This window comes from Gelidibacter sp. (assembly GCF_035515035.1).
GTDB lineage: Bacteria > Bacteroidota > Bacteroidia > Flavobacteriales > Flavobacteriaceae > Gelidibacter.
This window is the reverse complement of record NZ_DATJCA010000119.1, coordinates 1-19,666: the sequence shown is the minus strand read 5'-3', so window position 1 is coordinate 19,666 and position 19,666 is coordinate 1. Positions and strand designations below refer to the sequence as shown.

Sequence of the window (19,666 nt, the reverse complement as noted above, 5' to 3'; positions counted from 1 at the left end):
TATTATTTTTTTTGCAAATGTAAGCGTACTAAGTCAGATTTGTAAGGAATGTTTCCCGAAAATAATCCCTGCGTGAGCTCAACATCGGTATCTAGGACAATCCCATCTTGATTTAATTGCGCAATAAGTCGTCGTTAGAGAAGCTCGAAAGGTTAAATGTGTCAAATTAAAGATGGAAAGGAAGAAGTATTTCGTGATAAATCATAGTAAACACATAAACATTTACAAATTTGAAATAAATTGTTTGGTACTAATTTAATAAAAGTGTTATATTTGCACCCACTTTAAAAGGCCTCGTCCATACTAAAATGTACCCTTCGGTACTGGTGCACTAAAGGTTATTTAAAGTAAAATTAGGCCTCGTGGCGCAACTGAATAGCGCACTTGATTACGGCTCAAGAGGTTACTGGTTTGAATCCAGTCGAGGTCACTAAAAGCTATATCAAATAGCATCAAAACCACGCAAATCTTAGGATTTGCGTGGTTTCGTGGTTTTTAAGGGTTCATTTAATTTGATATGATTTGATTTGAAATGATACCTCAGAGGTTACCTCAAAATTTAAAAGGTTACCTCGGGTGTATTTCAAACTAAAGCGATATCACTCAATTGTTTGTTTGATTTGACGATCGGAATTTAAGTTTAACTTAAAACAGCAACAATTATGAGAACAGTAAAAACACTTGGGATTCACTTTTGGGTCAACAAGCAAAAAGAGATTGATGGTGAAGTACTTCTGTATATGCGAATCACTATCGACAAAAAGCGTGTCAACATTAGTTTGAAACGAAAAGTGCCATTGGAACTTTGGGATTTCAAACACAGGAAGATGATGGGTAATTCCGCTAAAGCGAAAGAAATTAATAATTATTTAGAAGTAACTAAGTCAGAACTTTATAATAAGTATCAAATTCTACGCAACGATAATATTTCTATAACTGCCGAAAATCTGAAAAATGGATTTTTGCAAGAAGGAGTAGAATCAAAAACACTTTTTGAGCTATTAAGATATCATGGGCAAAAAATTGAAAACACTTTGGCTATTGGTTCAATTAGAAATTTTAAAGTAACTGAAGGTTATATTTCACGATTTTTAAAACAGAAAAAGCTTAATGATATTTCTTTATCTAATTTGAACTACGAGTTTTTATGTGATTTCGAGAACTATTTGAATGCCTACTATCCAAAGGGGCATCCTAAGGCGATGAGCCATAATACAGTTACTAAACACATTCAACGCTTAAGAAAAATTGTAACGCTTGCCTATAATCTTGAATGGATCAAAGATGATCCTTTCCGCAGATGGAAATCTTCATTTGATAAGGTGGATAGAGAATTCCTATCTTATAGTGAGCTTTCAAAACTTGCCACGCACCATTTTGAACTTGACCGTTTGGACCGTGTAAGGGATCTTTTTGTTTTCAGTAGCTACACTGGTATTTCTTATGTGGACATTCGGAATTTGACAAAACAAAATGTTTGGATTGGCGATGATGAAGGTCATAAATGGATTACAACGTTTAGGCAAAAAACAAATACTAAAATCAGGATTCCATTGTTGTGCCGTGCAGAACAGATTCTTCTTAAATATGAGGTGCATCCAGTGACAGAGTTTACGGGTAAGCTTTTACCATCAATAACCAATGAGAAAACTAATCTATATCTGAAAGAAATCGCCAAGGAAGTCGGAATTGAAAAAAATCTTACCTTTCACATGGCACGGCATACGTTTGCTACAACAGTGGCATTGAGCAACGGAATGCCAATCGAAACCGTTTCTAAGATATTGGGTCATTCAAAAATCACGACTACTCAAATTTATGCTCGTGTCATGGATCACAAGATAAAATCAGATATGGACGCTGTGCAAAGAAGGCTCGACAAAAAAGCTAGAAAACTTGAAGAAGAACACGAGCTGAAGCTGCTACGAAAAAAAATTGCAGATGCTGAAAAAGACAAATATGCTAAGATGACAAAAGATCAACTCCTTAAGAAGTTAAACAAGATAATTAGCGAAAAATCAGATTAGGAATAATGTGAATTTATTGGTGTTTCAGTTTTTATAGCACAAAATTAAGATAACGTTCTATAGATGCGTTGACAATTCCAATTTTATCTGGCTTAGCTCTATATTGGTAGACTGTAATTGGACTCTTGGATATCTTTTTGCCACAATCATTTTCCCTCCCGTAAAAATATGCTGTGTAGCAATATTAGCTATTTTTTGATGGGCGACAATCTATATGCTGGAAGTTGACTTAAAATGATCAAAATAGTACTTTATTGACGACTTTTAATGGATTTTGTAAATCGTATTACGTATAATCATTTGATTTATAATAAAGTACATTTTGGAGAATGTTAAATGATTGCATTTAATATCAAAGTTTAGGTTACCTATTCGGTTACCTCGGATTTTTATCTTTTAGGTTTTAATTCTATTTTGCGTATGGTTTGACTTTCGTTTTTAATGAATATTAAAAAAACGAACTATGTGAACATCAAATTTATCAATTACCTTCTGGCAGAACGTGTCAAAGAAAATATCTGGCAGTGCACCATGATATGCCAGAATCACTGCAAATGGTAAACGTTTAGAGATCAGTTTGGGTAGGTCTATTCCAATTAAGTATTGAAGTAAAACTTCAAAAGGAATGATTGGAAGATTAAACAAAAGCCAGCAGGTCAATGCCCATATTGAGCAAGTTTACTTTAAATTTTTGGAATGCCAAGACTGTTAAATCTTGAGAAGAAGGCTATAACTGTTCATGCGATAAAAACCTATTACTACGAAGATGGCAACAATCAAAAAACTTTAGTTGATTTAATTAACTACCATAAAAGGGTTATGGCAAACGTTATCAAGCCAAGTACTCTAAGCCATTATTTTACCACAGAAAAATATTTGCTTGAATTTTTTTAAAGTTCCATGAAATCAAAAGATTTCAATTTAATTGATATATCATTTGAATTCATTAGTGATTTCGAATGCTTCCTAAGAAAAAAAAGCAAGTTGAATCATAACGGGGTCATGAAGCACTTGACCAGGTTGAGGAAACTGATAAGTTTGCCTATCAAATTAGATTGTTGGTAAGAAATCCATTTGTTAATTTTAGCATAAGATTTTAAAGATGGAAACGAGACATTCCTAACAAAAACAAATTGACCGCCATTGAGGGAGCAAGCTTCGATTGTCCATGTTTAAAATTTACTAAAGATATGTTTGTTTTTTCCTATTATACAGGCTTGTCTTATATTGATATTCAAAAACTAAATAAAGATCACATTGTCAAATAATGAGGGTGGGCTTTGGATAAGAACCAAACGGGTAAAAATAAACACAGCGGTCAAAATACCCATTTTAGATAAAGCACAAACAATCTTAAATAGATATACCAAACATCATTGTTTAATCGCAAGTGATGCTGTTCTTCCAATATATTCAAATCAAAATACCAATCAATATCTTAAGGTGATTGCAGAGATCCTTAACATTCAAAAAAAGTTGACTTTTCATATTGCAAGACACACTTTTGCCATCTTAATAACCCTTTCCAATGGCGTTCCAATCGAGACAATGGCCAAGCTTTTAGGCATACAAAGTTAACCACAACACAAATATACGCTAGGGTTTGGATGAGAAATTAGTGAAGACATGAAAAGCGTTCAAGAAATTCTGAATTTAAATTCTTAGGATGTGTAAGTTTGATACGTTCTTGCCAGGCATGAAAGATGAAAAAGTGATATTCATAAGATAAGTGACGATTTTAAATCATAAAATGGAATATATCCATTACTGCTTTTATCTGAGTAGTAGAAGCGTTCTATACTTAGGAACTGGAGCTGGCAGGTTTGGGAGTGAGAGTTCTATCAGAATAATAGAATTTTGGTAAATAATCATCTCATTCCTTTGTAAATGGAGTCGAATAAAAGTTAAAAGAAAATTCAAAGTTCTTGGATCTATTGCAAGCAGAGCTAACTATTAAAATTGGTGCTTCAGGCGTGGCAAGTTGAGTTTCTATGCACGGATTATAACTTTGGTGTTGTAGTTAGCAGCTACTCATTTTGAACGGGTTAGTTATTACCTAATTAGGGACATTCGGCAGTGTTTTAATTATTTGATATTCAGACGAATAATCCGTACGTCTAATGAAATAAAGTCCCGAATATGAATCCTAAGCTCTAAAAACGGGCTTTTGAATTTCAAAAGGTATAGTCAAGGTACAAAGATTATCCGAATTCCAGCACAGTTTTCTATTTTCAACCCCTAGGGGGCAGTTTGATGATTTTTATGCACGTTTTCTCCAGAGCGACCTTGGAAAAATCCATCTTGTCATCCCTTGGGATTCTCTGGTCCGCGCCTTCGGTCTTTTGGATGCCGCTAAAGGTCCCTCATACCTATTCTACAAAACTTCAAGTTGTACCTGCAGACCGATGGTTATGCGGGATAAAATGCCTATGGCAAAAAATCAAAGGTAACACATTTAGCTTGCTGGGCACATGCAAGACGCGAATTTGAGAGAGCTCTGGATAATGACAGATCAAGGAGCGGGCATGCGTTGGTTGAAATACAAAAAACTCTATGTGGTCGAGCGCAAGGCAAAAGAACAGGGATTGAATCCAAAGCAGATCAAAGAGCTTACGCTCAAAGAAAGTGGATGTTTTTGCAGATCAATCTCACCCCGCCCAAAAGCCAAATAGGCAAAGCCTTGGCATACTCCCAATCCAGATGGGACAAGCTAACGGCATATCTAACAGGTGGAAACTTACGGATAGACAATAACCTGGTGGAAAACGTGATCAGGCTCGTTGCTCTTGGCAGAAAGAACTATCTCTTTGCGGGATCGCACGATACGGCCCAAAAGGCGGCAATGGCATATAATTTTTTTGCAAATTGTAAAAGACAGGAGGTCAACCCGTATGCCTGACTGAAATATACACTTGAAAATATACAGTCTATAAACCACAAGAACATCACAGATCAATATCCTCATAATTACAAAGAGACGATAGAGTCTACAACATCAAAATAGGGCTACACTAAAATCTTATTGAATTAACCAACATGTAGTTGCTCGGGGGATACATTATAACAGTTTAAATTTAGTAAATTCGAATTAATAACTGTATTATTCATAGGAAGCCTGCAACTCAGGTTAAACTATTAATAAAGCGCGGAGTTCCTCTCGGAATTCCGATTTTAAAAATGTTTATACAAAGACTAATGATTATTTTTGTAATATTGACGTTAGTCCATAACTAACAGTGAAATGAGGAATTATAAAATATTAAAATTTACAAGAGCTATCTTAAATATCTTTTGGTATTTGCAAATAGTAATAATAGCTCTTATTATAGTGATCGGGTTTTTACTGTATTATAATATTGATATAATAGATTTAAATCATTTAAAAGGTTTTAATATTAGTTTTAAAAAAATCACTTTTGTGGAACCATTAATTTACAACGGTGATAATTATGCCTACTCATTAACAAATGGCAAAGGAAGGCTTCATATTACGGATCTGGATCAAAAATTTATATACTTAAGGATGTTGGCAGCAATGGTTGATTCTTTAATTTATTTAATTATAATCTATTTTTTACGTAGAATATTTAAAAATTTAACAGACAATAATTATTTCATTTCAGCTAATGGCTTGTATATTAGGAAAATATCGTTGTTTATTATATTAATGTCATTTGTGGCTCAGTTGATTCAGTACGCGGCTGACTTATGGATAAAGAACACGTTAGTGTTCGAAAGTATTATTATTAAAAATGAGTTTAATTTTAGATTTCAAACAATTTTATTAGGCTTATTAGTATACGTAATAAGTATAGTTTTTCTAAGAGGAGTTGAATTACAAAAAGATAAAGACCTTACCATATAGATGGCTATAATAACAAACCTTGATGTAGTTTTAGCAAAACGAAAGATGACTTTAACCGAACTTTCGGAGAGAGTTGGTATAACCATGGCTAATTTATCCATTTTAAAAAGTGGAAAAGCAAGGGCTATACGTTTTACAACCCTAGAACTTATATGTGAAGTGTTGGAATGTCAGCCAGCTGAACTTCTCGAATATGTTCCTGAAAAATAACTTCATTTAATGGTCTCAAATTAAGTTAAAACTATGCACTTAAGTGCATCTCGCTTTAGCTTCTAAAAGTTTTGACACGAATTTCACGGATTTTCGAGAGCTTACTCATACTCTGAGGATGCCAACTCATTTTACTGTAAATTTCATGAATGCAACAGACTTTCAATCTATTTCAAAAACCTATGGCGCTTAAGTCCATTGATTTAGTTAGTTTAAATTCTTCCAGAAGAACTTTAGAACATATTTAGGGTCAAGATCTCCGTACTCATAAGATTGGGAAAATAGGACGAAAAGTAGGACAGGCGGCATTTAAAAGCTTCAACAGCATATCCTGAGCGATATCAATCCATATCAAAATATACTGAACTACTTTGATGATAGAAGCGCCAATACTTCCGCAGAATCGTTCAATGCCATGATAAAAGCTTTTGGAGCACGGTTCGGAGTTGTTAGGAGCGTAGAATTCTTCCTAATTATAGGCTGACAACAATTTATTCTTAATCTTAACATCACACAACTTTCTAACTTGATCCATACTTATTTATTTTTTTTATCAATAAACGATAATAATGCATTGTTTATCAATAATAAATTTATATATTCACTGCATGAAGTTTCACGCACAAATAAAACACGAATAAATGGATATTAAAAAATACTTATCATTATTGATTTTTGTAATGGTTTTTAAATACATGCCAGCACAAAATGCATATCAAGATATCTCTGTAATTATTGATGTTTCTAACTCGAGCATTCAAGTAGAAAACACATTTGACTTGCCAAATAATGTATTAGATAATGACAACAGTATATATATGTACTTAAATAAAGATTTAATTATTGAAAATCTTAAAGGCGCAAAAATTGTTGCAGTTGAAAATGCTAATAAAGATACACAAAGTTATGTTAATAAGTACTTGTTGACATTAGAAAAATCGTCAAAAAATTCATTTACTATTTTTTATAAGGGAGTTATTAAAGATGCTATTGAGAAATCTGCGGCTGAATATGCACGAGGATTTAGCGAAACAAAAGGAACTATTTCGGAAATAGGAGTTTATTTAGCTGGTTCAACCTATTGGCTTCCAGAGTTTGAAAATAAATTGTTGTCTAGTTTTGATTTAAAAGTGAAAATTGACAAAGATTGGTCAATTGTATCACAAGGTGAGCGGACTAAAAATGAGGTGCAAAAGAATATTAGAAATGTTCTTTACCATTCCCCGGAGCCTATGGATGAGATTTATTTGATAGGTGCGAAATGGGCGGAGTACTCGAAAATGTTAGGTAATGTTGAGGTGCAAGCATTTTTAAGAACTCCAGATAAGGACTTGGCAGATAGATATTTAAATTCAACTAGTGAGTTCTTAACGATGTACGAAAACTTAATTGGGGAATACCCTTATACAAAATTTGCATTGGTTGAAAATTTTTGGGAAACAGGTTATGGTATGCCATCTTTTACCTTGTTAGGTGAGAAAATCATTCGTTTTCCTTGGATATTATATTCTTCTTATCCACATGAATTGCTTCATAATTATTGGGGTAATGGTGTTTTTGTCGATTATTCTAGAGGGAATTGGTGTGAAGGTGTTACAGCGTACATGGCAGATCATTTGATACAAGAGCAGATGGGTAATGGTGCTGAATACAGGCAAACAACTCTTCAAAAATTTTCAGATTATGTAAATGAAGAGAATGATATGCCTATTAATCAGTTTTTAAGTCGAAATAATCCAGCTGAAGAGTCTATTGGTTACGGTAAAGTCTTAATGGTAAATAACATGTTGAGAACAAATTTAGGCGACGATATTTTTATAAAAGCATATCAAAAATTTTATAAAGACAACAAATTTACAAAAGCTTCATTTTCTGATATTCAAAAGAGTTTTGAAGGGGTGTCAAAACAAGATTTATCATCATTTTTTGAACAATGGATTGATAGAAAAGGTACTCCATCTATAGAAGTTTTGAATGTGAATTCAACTCAAAGTAACAATGAATTCAAATTATCTTTTACCTTAAAACAGGTACAGAAGGAAGATGTGTTTAATGTGGCAATTCCTATTGCAGTTTATTTAAATCAGAACTCTGAAGTGATTTGGAAGAAAGTAGATATGAACAAAAAAGAACAGAATTTTAGCTTTACGTTTAATCAAAAACCTCTAAAAATTGAGGTAGATCCAGAATTTGATATTATGCGTAGAGTAAGTCGTAGCGAAGTGCCTTCTTCCTTATCTCAGGTTTTTGGAGCTAAAGCCTTATCACTAATAATTCCTTCTAAAGGAGAATTTCAGGCAACTTATAAAGAATTGGCGAATATATGGAAAGCAACACAAGAAGCACAAGGTAAAATTGCTACAATACTATTAGATTCAGAAATTGAAAAAATCCCAACGGATCAATCTGTTTGGGTGATTGGTTTTGAAAATAAATTCAATAACAATGATTTACAGACCTCTTATGCCTCAAGCTTTGATTCTGAAACAATATACCAAATTAAAAATTTATCAAAAACAGGTGCAATAGTTTATGCAGTACCAAACTCGAGCAATTTAGCTGAAAGTGTGGGTTTTGTTGGTGCAAGTTCTCATGATGCCATAACAGCTTTAAGCAGTAAATTATTGCACTATGGTAAATACGGATATTTGGGATTTGAGGGTGACGCAGCGAACAATGTATTAAAAGGCTCATTGCCAGTTTTAAATTCTCCCTTAAATGTTAGAATTAGTGATGGGGAAATTACAGCGAAAATAATTCCAAGAAAGGCATTATTTGAAACCAAGAGATAAAGATAAAGATATTTAACCAATTTAAAACTTTCGAAATGATCAACCTGTCTAAGTATTCAGTGCTGACATGCATTTTCTCGGTATTGTTATTATCGTGTGCTGATAACAAAAAAAATAAGGAAGCAGACTTGGCAAATGATAAGGAACAAATCGTCACAGAAACGACATCATTTGAGTTGCCAGTTAAAAAGATTCCTAACGCTAGTGGAGCGGAAGCCTATTTTTCGCCCAGTGGAAAATCTGTTATTTTTAATGGTAAAATGGCGCAAGACACAACACATCACGTTTACACTGTAAATATTGATGGAACCGACTTAAAAAAGATCAATGCTTTGGGGGATGATGCATGTTCGCATTATGCGCCAGATGGCGAGCATTTAATTTGGACATCTACAAGAGATAACGTGGAAATGCATCGTGGGAATTACTCCGATCCAGAGGACTACCCTCAAGGGGCGGAGTTATATATGAGTGATTTAGATGGTAAAAACATTGTTAGATTGACAAATAATACGCAATACGATGCTGAGGTTGGCATAAGTCCGAACGGAAAAATTATCTTATTCAGTCGACAAACCGATGGAATGATTGATTTATGGACAATGAGCCCTGATGGAAATAATCAAAAGCAAATCACATTTACAGAGGATCTACAAGAGGGAGGCGCATTTATAATGAATGATAATAAAACTATTTTATTTAGAGCTTGGAAAAAATCAGAAGAAGGACAAGAGAAAATGGACATGCACATATTCACTATTGATATCGATGGAAAAAACATGAAGCAAATTACCCATAAAAGTGGCACACATTGGGCTCCGTTCCCTGCGCCAAATGGAGATCATTTTGCTTATGTAACTGTTTTTCCACCAAATAATTACGAAATTATGTTACGAAGCCTTAAAACTGGAGAAGAAGTGAGATTAACTAATAATGATGGATTTGATGGGTTTCCAACTTTTTCACCTGATGGCAAATTGATGTCATTTTCATCGAGCAGAGGGAATGAAAAAGGAGATCGTTCATTAAAATTATTTGTTATGGATGTTTCGTCTTTAAACCTTGGGCCTAAAGAATAAAATATAAACTTTTGTTATAATAAACACATGAAAAGTATTTATAAATATAGTATAATAAGTGTCTTTTTTGTTTCTGTAGCTTGTAAGAGCGACTTTAACCCGGAAATTACTGTTGAAGATTTAACCAAGACTGTAACATATTTAGCCTCGGATGAATTAGAAGGTAGGCTGCCAGGAAGTCAAGGAGGCGTGTTAGCTGGAAACTACATTGCGGAGAGATTTAAACTAATTGGTGTAAAACCTGCAGGTGAAAGTGGATATTTTCAAAATTTTAATGTAGTAACAGAAACAGAAGCTCCATTGGAAGAGAACTTTTTAAAAATCGGAAATCATACAGCCGAATTGCATAAAGATTTTATCCCTTTTAGTTATTCAAGTAATGTTTCATTAGAAGCCCAGGTTGCAATGGTTGGATATGGTTTTGATATTTCTGAAGATAGTTTGCAGTGGAATGATTATGAGAATGTTAATGTAAGAGATAAATGGGTTTTGCTCTTGAGAAATGATCCAGAGATTAGAGATCCAAATAGTTTGTTTATTCCTTTTTCCGGAGAAAAATCTAAAGTTCTAACAGCGAAAGAAAAAGGGGCTAAAGGAGTTTTGTTAGTGGCAGGTGAAAATGTTTCAAAAAAGGATAAATTGTTAGATTTAGAGATTGACCAGACCGAATCAAACTTAGGAATACCTGCATTTAATATCACTAGAGAACTTGCGAATAAAATACTTGAAAGTGTTGGGAAAACAATTGAAGAAGTGGAAAGTGGATTGGTAAATGAAATGAAACCAAATTCATTTGTTTCGGAAGCTCTGGTTGAAGCTCAATCAAAAATTGTTTTCAAAACAACTGAAACAAGAAACGTAATTGGGATAATTGAAGGGTCGGATTCTAACTTAAAATCTGAATACGTTGTCGTTGGAGCTCATTATGACCATTTAGGTTGGGGTGGTAGCACAACCTCTTCTAGAGAGCCGGATGTTCATGCGATTCACTATGGTGCCGATGATAATGCATCTGGAGTATCAGGCATGCTGGAAATTGCTGAGAAATTAGTGAATTCCTCACTTAAAAGAAGCGTAATTTTAATAGGCTTTGGGGCGGAAGAAATTGGAATTATTGGTTCTAAATATTTCACAATGAACCCAACCATTCCAAAGGATAAAATTGTCGCCATGGTTAATTTAGACATGATTGGAAGATTAAAAGACACCAAAGAAATTACAGTTAGTGGTGTTGGTACATCAATAGAGGGTGAGCAACTATTAGAGAAAATTTTGTCTAAAAAGGAACGAGACTTAGTTTTAGGAGTAGAACAGAATGGATTTGGGCCTTCAGACCATGCAAATTTTTATGTAGAAGATATTCCGGTTTTCTTTTTTAACACAGGTGCTCACGATGACTATCACACGTCAGGAGATGTATTAGAGAAAATAGATTTTGATGGATTACGCAGAATAACAGAATATGCTTATGATTTATCCGAGAATTTAGTAAATTCAGATACCGCATTAACTTTTCAGGAAGCAGGGCCAAAAGGAAAAGCTGCAAACACAAGAAAGGGAAAGGTTGCTTTAGGATTAATGCCATATTTTGGAAAATCAGAAGAAGATGGTTTGCGCGTGGACGGAGTCACTAAAGGTTTAGCGGCGGATAAAGGTGGTATGAAAAAAGGAGACGTCATAGTTGGTATAGCAGGTAAAAAAATACATAATATTTATGAGTATATGGATCGAATGACTAAAATAAGACCAGGGCAAACTATTAATGTTGATGTTATGAGAGATGGGAAGAAAGAAATATTAATTATACAAATAGATCATGATTAAAATGAGTAACATTAACCTTTATAACAGTAACATGAAACAAATTAAATTATCAGCAATTATTTTATTAATAAATATAAGTTTTGTAATAGCACAAAGTCAGCCTGCTTATGAATTGTTCAATCAGAAAGGGAAGATTGCGAATTACGATAAAATGATCAAAGATCTGGCGAAAAGTGATATGGTCTTTTTTGGAGAATATCACACCAATCCTATTTCCCACTGGATGCAAATAGAAATGGCAAAAAGTTTCTATAAAGAAAAAGGCGATAAATTATTTTTTGGTGCTGAAATGTTTGAAAAAGGAAACCAACTCGTATTGGATGAATATTTAGCTGGATTTTATGAAGAAGACAAAATGTTACCTGAAATTACTCAATTGTGGGGGAATTACGCTACCGATTATAAGCCTTTAGTTGAGTTTGCCAAAGAAAAGAAACTTCGCTTTATTGCTTCTAATATTCCACGCCGATATGCTGCCATGATTAATAAAAAGGGAATTGATGTATTAGATGAGTTAAGTTCGGAAGCATTGGCCATGATCGGTCCATTAAAAGAGCATTTTGATGCTTCGGTTTACGCTGACATGAAAGATAAAATGGGCGGACATGTTCCACCAGATATGTTAAACATACAAACTGCACAGGCCGCAAAGGATGCTACAATGGCTCATTTTTCTATAAATAATTTTAATCCAGGTGACTTATATTTCCATTTAGATGGCGCGTATCACTCTGATTATGGAAGAGGAATCATTTGGTGGGTTAATAAAATTAAACCAGGATACGCTATCAAATCTATAACCACTGTTTTGCGATCAGAATGGAATAAGATGACTGATGAAGAAAAAGCTCAGATAGCTAATTATATAATTGTTGTTGCTGATAACATGACGCAGACTAAAAGATAATCACCTAAACTCAACATTATGAAATTAAACTACATTTATATACTAGTTTTCGCTTTGTTTTTTCAGTCCGCAATTATCGCACAAAATACAAGCATAAGAGTAATTGATAGTCAGACCAATCAAGAAATTCCTTATGTCACTGTAGCACTCTACAAAATTAACGGTCAATTAATAAGAGGTTTGGTTACAGATAATAATGGAATGGTGAGGTTTGATTTAGATGACCGTGTAAATTATAATGTATCTTTTTTAGGTTTTGAAACTTTGGAAGGACAAATTGGAAAAGGTGAGCATCTCACATTAGAAATGACCGAACAATACGACACCTTAGATGATATTGTGATTACTGGTCAATATGGTCCAAAAAAAGCAGATAAATCAATTTATAAAATCAATGTGATTAGCAGTCGTGACATGCAACAGCGAGGGGTTAATAACTTGGCCGAAGCACTAAGTCAGGAGTCATTTATTAGATTGAAAACCGACCCCTCTACAGGCACCTCTTTAGAAATGCAGGGTATGGGAGGTGAAAACGTGAAATATTTGATTGATGGCGTTCCAATTATAGGAAGAGTTGCGGGAGACATTGATTTATCCCAGATAAACATGGAAAATGTTGATCATATTGAAATTGTACAAGGCCCCATGTCGGTTGTATATGGTACAAGTGCTTTGGCAGGAGTCATAAATATTATTACCAAAAAGAATACGACGTCTAAAAACATGTTCACAGTGAATGGCTATACTGATACTAAGAACAATTATAATGTTGGTGTTTTTGGTTCTATTAGCAAAGGAAGTAGCACGCTAAGTGTATCCGGAAGTAGAAATATGTTTCAAGGAATTGATTTAGATTTGAATATTGCTAACAATAATACTACTGGTAAAGATCGCTATATGGAGTTTAAACCAAAGCTCGTTTATAACGGCGATATAGAATATGCTTACAGAAAGAATGATTTTCAGGTTAGCGTGAAATCATCGATCATGAATTCAGAGTTAAAAAACTATGCCAACGAAAATCCTTTCACATTAATAGCATATGATAACAACTATATCACTTTAAGGTCTATGAATACCCTGAATTTCAGTGATCGCATAAATAAAAGTACAACCTATAATGTTGTTGGAGCCTATACCTATTTTAAAAGGACTGCCGAAGATATCCGGTCAGATCTCTCAGAATTAACTCACACGCGAACAGGAACAACAGGGACAATTTTTCATAATCTTATGACAAGAGGTACTTTTACGGTAGCACCCGAAGAATCAAAATTCAACTATCAGTTTGGTTGGGATATTAATAGTGACAAAGGGGACGGAGATAGAATTGAAAAAGAAGCTAGTATGTCGGATTACGCTGCTTTTGCTAGCATGCAATGGGAGCCAACTAATTCTATTTCTCTTCAGCCTGGTTTACGTTATATTTATAACACTTCTTTTGATACACCACTTATATTTTCTATGAATGCTAAATGGGGTGTTATTGAAAACCTGAACTTAAGAGCTTCATACGCAAAGGGGTTTAGAGCTCCTTCATTAAAAGAAATGTTTTTGGATTTTCATGATTCGAACCATAACTTAGCAGGGAATCCTGATTTAAATGCAGAAACTACTGATAGCTATAATGCGTCTCTATTGTATACCATAAACATGGGTACTTCAACAATAAAATTTGAACCGTCCGTATTTTATAATGATGGAAAGGATGTCATAGCTTTAATAAGAACTAATCCAGTAACTGAAGAATATCGAAACACCAATTTTGGTGGTAGAAAAACTAGGGGGTTCAATATAAATCTATCCTATTTAAAGAAAGGATTGAGACTTTCTGCAGCCTATAATAAGACTGGAGAATCTTATGATTATGCCGGTGATGCCACTTGGACTAAAGAGGTGAGCTATGCTAATTACACGCTTAACGGTCAATATAATTTCAGGAAAGTTGGAGTGATCTTTATGGCAAACTATAAACTATACGGAAAAACACCAGCACTAGCCACTAGTAGCGATACTTCAGGTGATTATTATTTTGTTTATAAAGAATCTATGAGTGATTTGGAAACAACGTTAAGTAAGAAATTCTTTAAAAATAAGTTGGATCTGGTCATTGGCGGTAAAAACTTATTTGATAATTATTGGTCCCGTACTTATGGCTATGAAAATGGACAGGAATTCCGTAGTCCAATTAATTATGGAAGGACCTTTTTTGCAAAAGTAAATTATCGATTTTAACCAAAAAAATGAACTTATGAGAACATCAATATTTTATATTCTATTACCGGCTTTACTGTTTTCTTCATGTTTTAAAGAAATTGATACCGTAGCACAGTTAAAATCAACAGAAGAGGTTTTTACGAGTCAACATAACATTTCCAGAAACGTTACATTTTTTAAAATTTATCCAAACACAACGCAGGAAGTATCCAACAAGTCTTTAGGCGGATGGGATATGGCTTTTCAATCAGCCGAAGAAGGTGACAATGTATTAGTAAACTATACAGTCTCTGCAAAAGTAATTAAAACAGGAACTTCTAATTTTTCAGAAGTTAATAAGGAAACGGTAAATGCTTTATTTAATTCAGATGAATGGAAATTCAATGATCCAGCATACTCAAATATAAAAGATTCAATAGGTCTAAAAAGCTGGGAAGATAAGGAGGTTTATTTGGTAAATAGAGGAAGTGCAAGCTTACCGGAAGAAGCATATTATAAAATTCAGTTTGTTTCTAAAACACCTGAATCCTACACCTTCAAATATGCTCATGTAGAAAGTACAGGAGAAATAGAGAAAACTATTAACAGAACATCGAGCTTGGCCAATGTATATTTTTCATTTACTGAAAATGCTGTTGTTGAGCATGAGCCAAATATTAATGAATGGGATTTTTATTTTGCCCCATATTTTGGTTGGTTTGAAACTCTAACTGCAGGTGAGTATTCTCCTTATAACATGACTGGAGCGATGATTAATAATGAAGGAGGCGTCCGGATAGCTCAGGTTTTTGATGGTGGAATTGATTATAACAGTATAGATTTGACCATGGCGCATAGCTTAACATATACTGATTGGAAAGGAGCGATAGGTTCCACTTGGAAAAAAATACCATCTACAGAAAATCCGATTTATCTAATGGATACCGATAAAAAATACGTTATTGAGTTAGATGATGGGAATTATTATAAACTTAGATTTTTAGATTATTATCTTGATGGGAAACAAGGATTTCCATCTTTTGAAATTAACGCAATTAAATAAATTAAATACCTTAGAACTATGAAACAAAAAATCAAAACAATTTTATTAATCTTCACAATGGCTTTAGTGGTTACAAGCTGTTCCGATTCTGAAGATTCAAACCCACCAAAAGCAGGATTTACATTAAGCTCCACGGATCTAATCCGTTGGGACTCTGCAACAATTTCGAACTCGTCATTTTCATCAATTGAGACTGAAAGTTTGACATATACTGTTACAGGTGGTGCGTACGAAATGGAAAACAACAGCATTCAATTTCTTGATTCCGGGAGTTATACGATTACCCAAACAATTAAAAATGCTGATGGTTCAGATTCAACTAAAATAACTGTTGATGTTGCTGCTCCTAAAAATGCCTATACATTAGATGATGAAGAATTAGCTATAGGAACTACAGATCAACCTAACGTCTATTGGTATGATGGAACCTCCCAAGGAGGCACATTGTATTTAAGAATGTTAGGAAATGTTTCTGGTCAGGATAATCCAAATTTAATTAAATTACTTCCGGTTGCGGGTCCAAATCCTATACAAGCGAATTATACATGGTCTGATTCAGGAGATATTGGAACTTATGATGTTGGTATGACAGCTAATTATGCTGGATTTAGTTATGATTGGACGACTGATGGAGACAAAGGCGAAAACCTTTCTATCAAGTTGATCTATAAGGCCTCTAGTAGCGCTAATAACATATATGAGATAACACTACCATCGTACACTTTAAATTACGGTAATTATAATTGGGGCGCAGGTACTTTTGATATTGATGGCACAAAAGAGTTATCTATTTTTTATAGAGGAAAAATTGATCCATCTAATTAGTCGATAAATGATTTTTGAGTTAGGAAGTTGAAAACCTGTAGTGCTTTATAAATTGAATTTTGCAAAACCATTGAAGTAGTAAATTACATAGATTTGGAAGTAGTAACAATTTGTCACTGCAGGTTTTATTAACGTGTTTAAATCATGTTTTAGGCCGACCAACATAGATGAATATTGATTTTGTTAAAAGGATTTCTCTGGGTTCTCCAGGGCTTAATGATATGACAGAGTGTAAAATGAACTAAGTTTGATTAAAGATTGTAGTTCAAAAAACGGATTAGAGTGAGTTGTTAAATTTTGAAACACTCTTAAAAAGATATAGTCTTCATTATAAATATATTTTAGAAACTGTTAAATCTGTGTAGTACTTAATAATGACTTGGGTTAGATCAACTCAAGTCATTTTTATTTACACAATTATGAAAACAAAAGATTTATTTCCAGACGAGTTTTTCAAGCAGTTTAAAACTGGAGTAGAACTTAGCAGCTTTTTAAAGGAACTACAAGAGCGTGGAGTTGAGATAATTATCGTATGAAAACTCGATGTGCATTTGGACTACAACAAACATGACCGGTTTTTCCCAGTCCACGATCGCACGTATCACGGAAGCTGTCTTGGCAGATATTTTAGCTTGGCAGAACCGTCCATTGGAAGCAGTTTATCGTATGGTTGGATGGGATTGTTTTTATGGTAAGGCTCCAAGGTCATCAATAAAACAATCTATATCACATAGGTCTGAGGGGTGATGGACTCAAAGAAGTTTTGGACCTTTTGGATGAGTCTTCTAAAGGATTTCAAAGCACATGAGACAGAAGACTTATTGATCACGTCCACGGATAATCTTAACGGTTTTACCTATGGCATCCGTATTGTCATCCCTGAGTTCAAAACACAAATATGTGTGGTGCACCAAATACGTAATGCCTGTAGGTAGGTGGTCTAGAAAAATAAATGGCAGTTTACCACGAATATGGAAGAGATCTACAATGCTCCCACAGAACAAGCTCCTGAAACTGCCCTGAACGATTTGCGGCAAGGTGGGGGCTAAGAATTCTTATGCCATCCAGAGAGATCTTACCATATTCTTTTAGTTCTCTACAGATGAGGTTGTTCTGAGATTCGTATATTTAACTATACGGGAAGTCTCAAAAACGGGTCTATGCCTGTCAGAAATTGAGGGGTTATTATTGATCAGTTTTTAATCGTTTATGAAAAAAGGTTTAGATTTTAAATAAAAACTTAACCAAGTTTATTTTTTGACTTACCCATTTTATGATACAATACCCATAAGCGAAAATTTATAACGTTAAATCTGGATCCAAAAGACTGTTGAGTGCGCTCAAGAGCTTATTCCCTGATCCAGATTTTTCCACGACGTCCGTTACATATAATTTCTTTTTATTAATGCATCACAGCAATAATGCTTAAATTCAACTTGAGATCATTTAGCTTTTCTAAAATGATTAAGAGAGAAGAGTTCCAATTTTTGTATGAAAGGATAATTACGAATTCTAAATTCCTTCCTGGAAGAATTCTAAATTTAATCTCGATATTTTTTTATTCATCCAACTCATTTAAAATGGCTTCATCCACCAGATTTGGAAGGGGAACTTTTAAGTTTGGTGTGCGTTCCATTTCGCGTTCTATAGCAAAACGTGCCTCTTGGTTTCGGGCCCAGCTTCTTCTAGCAATTCCATTATTTACATCAAAGAACAGCATGTTTTTGATCTGGTCCTCCGATTTTTGCGAGCCATCTAAGAGCATCCCAAATCCACCATTGATAACCTCACCCCATCCCACACCGCCACCGTTGTGTATGGAGACCCAAGTCGCACCCCTAAAGCTGTCGCCTATCACGTTGTGCACCGCCATGTCTGCGGTAAAACGACTTCCATCGGAAATATTGCTTGTCTCCCGAAACGGCGAATCTGTTCCACTCACGTCATGATGATCGCGGCCCAACACGATTGGAGCGGTTATTTGTCCGCTTTTTATGGCCGTATTAAAGGCCAGTGCGATCTTTTGCCGTCCCTCAGCATCAGCGTAAAGAATGCGTGCTTGGGAACCCACGATCAAATTGTTCTTTTCAGCATCTGTGATCCAGGTGATATTGTCTTGAAGTTGTTGGCGGATTTCTGGCGGTGCGTCTTCTTTCATGGCTTCCAAAATGGTTTTTGCCAAAGCATCTGTGGTTTTTAAATCTCTGGGGTCGCATGACGTGCATACCCAACGAAACGGGCCAAAACCATAATCAAAACACATAGGGCCAAGTATATCCTGTATGTAGGATGGATACCTGAAATCGATGCGATTCTCGGCCATAATCTCGGCTCCAGCACGAGAAGCCTCCAATAGAAATGCGTTTCCGTAGTCGAAAAAATATGTGCCTTTTGAGGTGTGTTTGTTTATGGCCGACACATGTCGTCTCAATGAATTTTGAACATTTTTTTTAAAGGATTCAGGATCATTGGTCATTAATTCATTAGCTTCCGAAAAAGTGAGTCCGACCGGATAATAACCGCCTGCCCATGGATTGTGCAGCGAGGTTTGGTCTGAACCGAGTTGGATGTGGATGTTTTCGGTGTAAAACCGCTCCCAGACCTCAACAACGTTACCCACGTAAGCAAGAGAGACCACTTCCATGTCCTGTTGTGCCTTTCTTGCGCGCGCAACCAGAACGTCCATGCTTTTTATCAGTTCATCGATCCAGCCCTGTTCGTAACGTTTGAGTGCTGCTTCTAGATTGACCTCGGCACAAATGGTAATGCAACCGGTAATGTTTCCTGCTTTAGGCTGCGCGCCGCTCATGCCGCCTAATCCAGCAGTAAGGAAGATATTCCCTAGGGGTGTTTCATCTGTTTTTTTTTTTTTTTTTAA

The 19,666-nt window shown here is 34.8% G+C and carries 13 protein-coding genes, 1 tRNA gene and 2 pseudogenes; 15 read left to right on the top strand and 1 reads right to left on the bottom strand.

Features of this window, described 5'->3' with window-relative positions; all coding sequences use genetic code 11:
- Positions 1 to 356: 356 nt before the first annotated feature.
- From VLZ86_RS10315 to VLZ86_RS16330, 15 genes and pseudogenes are all read left to right on the top strand, one after another.
- A tRNA-Arg gene (locus tag VLZ86_RS10315) sits at positions 357 to 430 on the top strand.
- A 232-nt stretch (positions 431 to 662) separates the two neighbouring features.
- The gene (locus VLZ86_RS10310) at positions 663 to 2,027 is read left to right on the top strand and encodes a site-specific integrase (protein WP_325451008.1); all 1,365 of its coding nucleotides are present in this window, start codon (positions 663 to 665) and stop codon (positions 2,025 to 2,027) included.
- A gap of 900 nt (positions 2,028 to 2,927) precedes the next feature.
- Complete coding sequence (locus tag VLZ86_RS16315; RefSeq protein ID WP_414652548.1) at positions 2,928 to 3,092, top strand: phage integrase SAM-like domain-containing protein; 165 nt, start codon at positions 2,928 to 2,930, stop codon at positions 3,090 to 3,092.
- Positions 3,093 to 3,284: 192 nt separating this feature from the next.
- Positions 3,285 to 3,605, top strand: coding sequence for a tyrosine-type recombinase/integrase (locus VLZ86_RS10305; protein WP_325451006.1), 321 nt, complete (start codon positions 3,285 to 3,287; stop codon positions 3,603 to 3,605).
- Positions 3,606 to 4,467: 862 nt separating this feature from the next.
- A pseudogene (locus VLZ86_RS10300) lies at positions 4,468 to 4,926 on the top strand (IS66 family transposase); the annotation flags it as partial.
- 342 nt (positions 4,927 to 5,268) lie between these two features.
- Positions 5,269 to 5,892, top strand: a complete 624-nt coding sequence (locus VLZ86_RS10295; protein WP_325451004.1) for a DUF2975 domain-containing protein — start codon at positions 5,269 to 5,271, stop codon at positions 5,890 to 5,892.
- Entirely contained in the window at positions 5,893 to 6,102 is a 210-nt protein-coding gene (locus tag VLZ86_RS10290; RefSeq protein WP_208234853.1) for a helix-turn-helix domain-containing protein, read from the top strand.
- Between the two features lie 641 nt (positions 6,103 to 6,743).
- Positions 6,744 to 8,894, top strand: coding sequence for a M1 family metallopeptidase (locus VLZ86_RS10285; RefSeq protein ID WP_325451000.1), 2,151 nt, complete (start codon positions 6,744 to 6,746; stop codon positions 8,892 to 8,894).
- 128 nt (positions 8,895 to 9,022) lie between these two features.
- Positions 9,023 to 9,973: a hypothetical protein gene (locus VLZ86_RS10280; protein WP_325450998.1), complete on the top strand. Its 951-nt coding sequence runs from the start codon at positions 9,023 to 9,025 to the stop codon at positions 9,971 to 9,973.
- A 27-nt stretch (positions 9,974 to 10,000) separates the two neighbouring features.
- Positions 10,001 to 11,797 (top strand): M20/M25/M40 family metallo-hydrolase, encoded by a 1,797-nt coding sequence (locus tag VLZ86_RS10275; protein WP_325450996.1) that lies wholly within the window; start codon positions 10,001 to 10,003, stop codon positions 11,795 to 11,797.
- A 31-nt stretch (positions 11,798 to 11,828) separates the two neighbouring features.
- Entirely contained in the window at positions 11,829 to 12,704 is an 876-nt protein-coding gene (locus VLZ86_RS10270; RefSeq protein WP_325450994.1) for a ChaN family lipoprotein, read from the top strand.
- An 18-nt stretch (positions 12,705 to 12,722) separates the two neighbouring features.
- A complete protein-coding gene (locus VLZ86_RS10265; protein WP_325450993.1) occupies positions 12,723 to 14,939 on the top strand; it encodes a TonB-dependent receptor in 2,217 nt (738 codons plus the stop codon).
- A gap of 16 nt (positions 14,940 to 14,955) precedes the next feature.
- Positions 14,956 to 15,963, top strand: a complete 1,008-nt coding sequence (locus tag VLZ86_RS10260; protein WP_325450992.1) for an HmuY family protein — start codon at positions 14,956 to 14,958, stop codon at positions 15,961 to 15,963.
- A gap of 18 nt (positions 15,964 to 15,981) precedes the next feature.
- Complete coding sequence (locus tag VLZ86_RS10255; RefSeq protein WP_325450991.1) at positions 15,982 to 16,788, top strand: hypothetical protein; 807 nt, start codon at positions 15,982 to 15,984, stop codon at positions 16,786 to 16,788.
- 419 nt (positions 16,789 to 17,207) lie between these two features.
- Positions 17,208 to 17,966, top strand: a pseudogene (locus VLZ86_RS16330) (transposase).
- Positions 17,967 to 18,346: 380 nt separating this feature from the next.
- On the opposite strand, the gene VLZ86_RS10240 reads toward VLZ86_RS16330, so the two are convergent.
- The coding region (locus VLZ86_RS10240; RefSeq protein WP_325450987.1) for a urocanate hydratase at positions 18,347 to 19,666 on the bottom strand (1,320 nt) is incomplete at its 5' end.

What these genes read in the sequence shown, in the direction of transcription:
- VLZ86_RS10275 (WP_325450996.1), top strand. Translation starts at nt 10,001, where the DNA reads ATGAAAAGTATTTATAAATATAGTATAATAAGTGTCTTTTTTGTTTCT.
- VLZ86_RS16315 (WP_414652548.1), top strand. Translation starts at nt 2,928, where the DNA reads ATGAAATCAAAAGATTTCAATTTAATTGATATATCATTTGAATTCATT.
- VLZ86_RS10260 (WP_325450992.1), top strand. Translation starts at nt 14,956, where the DNA reads ATGAGAACATCAATATTTTATATTCTATTACCGGCTTTACTGTTTTCT.
- VLZ86_RS10285 (WP_325451000.1), top strand. Translation starts at nt 6,744, where the DNA reads ATGGATATTAAAAAATACTTATCATTATTGATTTTTGTAATGGTTTTT.
- VLZ86_RS10255 (WP_325450991.1), top strand. Translation starts at nt 15,982, where the DNA reads ATGAAACAAAAAATCAAAACAATTTTATTAATCTTCACAATGGCTTTA.
- VLZ86_RS10265 (WP_325450993.1), top strand. Translation starts at nt 12,723, where the DNA reads ATGAAATTAAACTACATTTATATACTAGTTTTCGCTTTGTTTTTTCAG.
- VLZ86_RS10290 (WP_208234853.1), top strand. Translation starts at nt 5,893, where the DNA reads ATGGCTATAATAACAAACCTTGATGTAGTTTTAGCAAAACGAAAGATG.
- VLZ86_RS10295 (WP_325451004.1), top strand. Translation starts at nt 5,269, where the DNA reads ATGAGGAATTATAAAATATTAAAATTTACAAGAGCTATCTTAAATATC.
- VLZ86_RS10270 (WP_325450994.1), top strand. Translation starts at nt 11,829, where the DNA reads ATGAAACAAATTAAATTATCAGCAATTATTTTATTAATAAATATAAGT.
- VLZ86_RS10310 (WP_325451008.1), top strand. Translation starts at nt 663, where the DNA reads ATGAGAACAGTAAAAACACTTGGGATTCACTTTTGGGTCAACAAGCAA.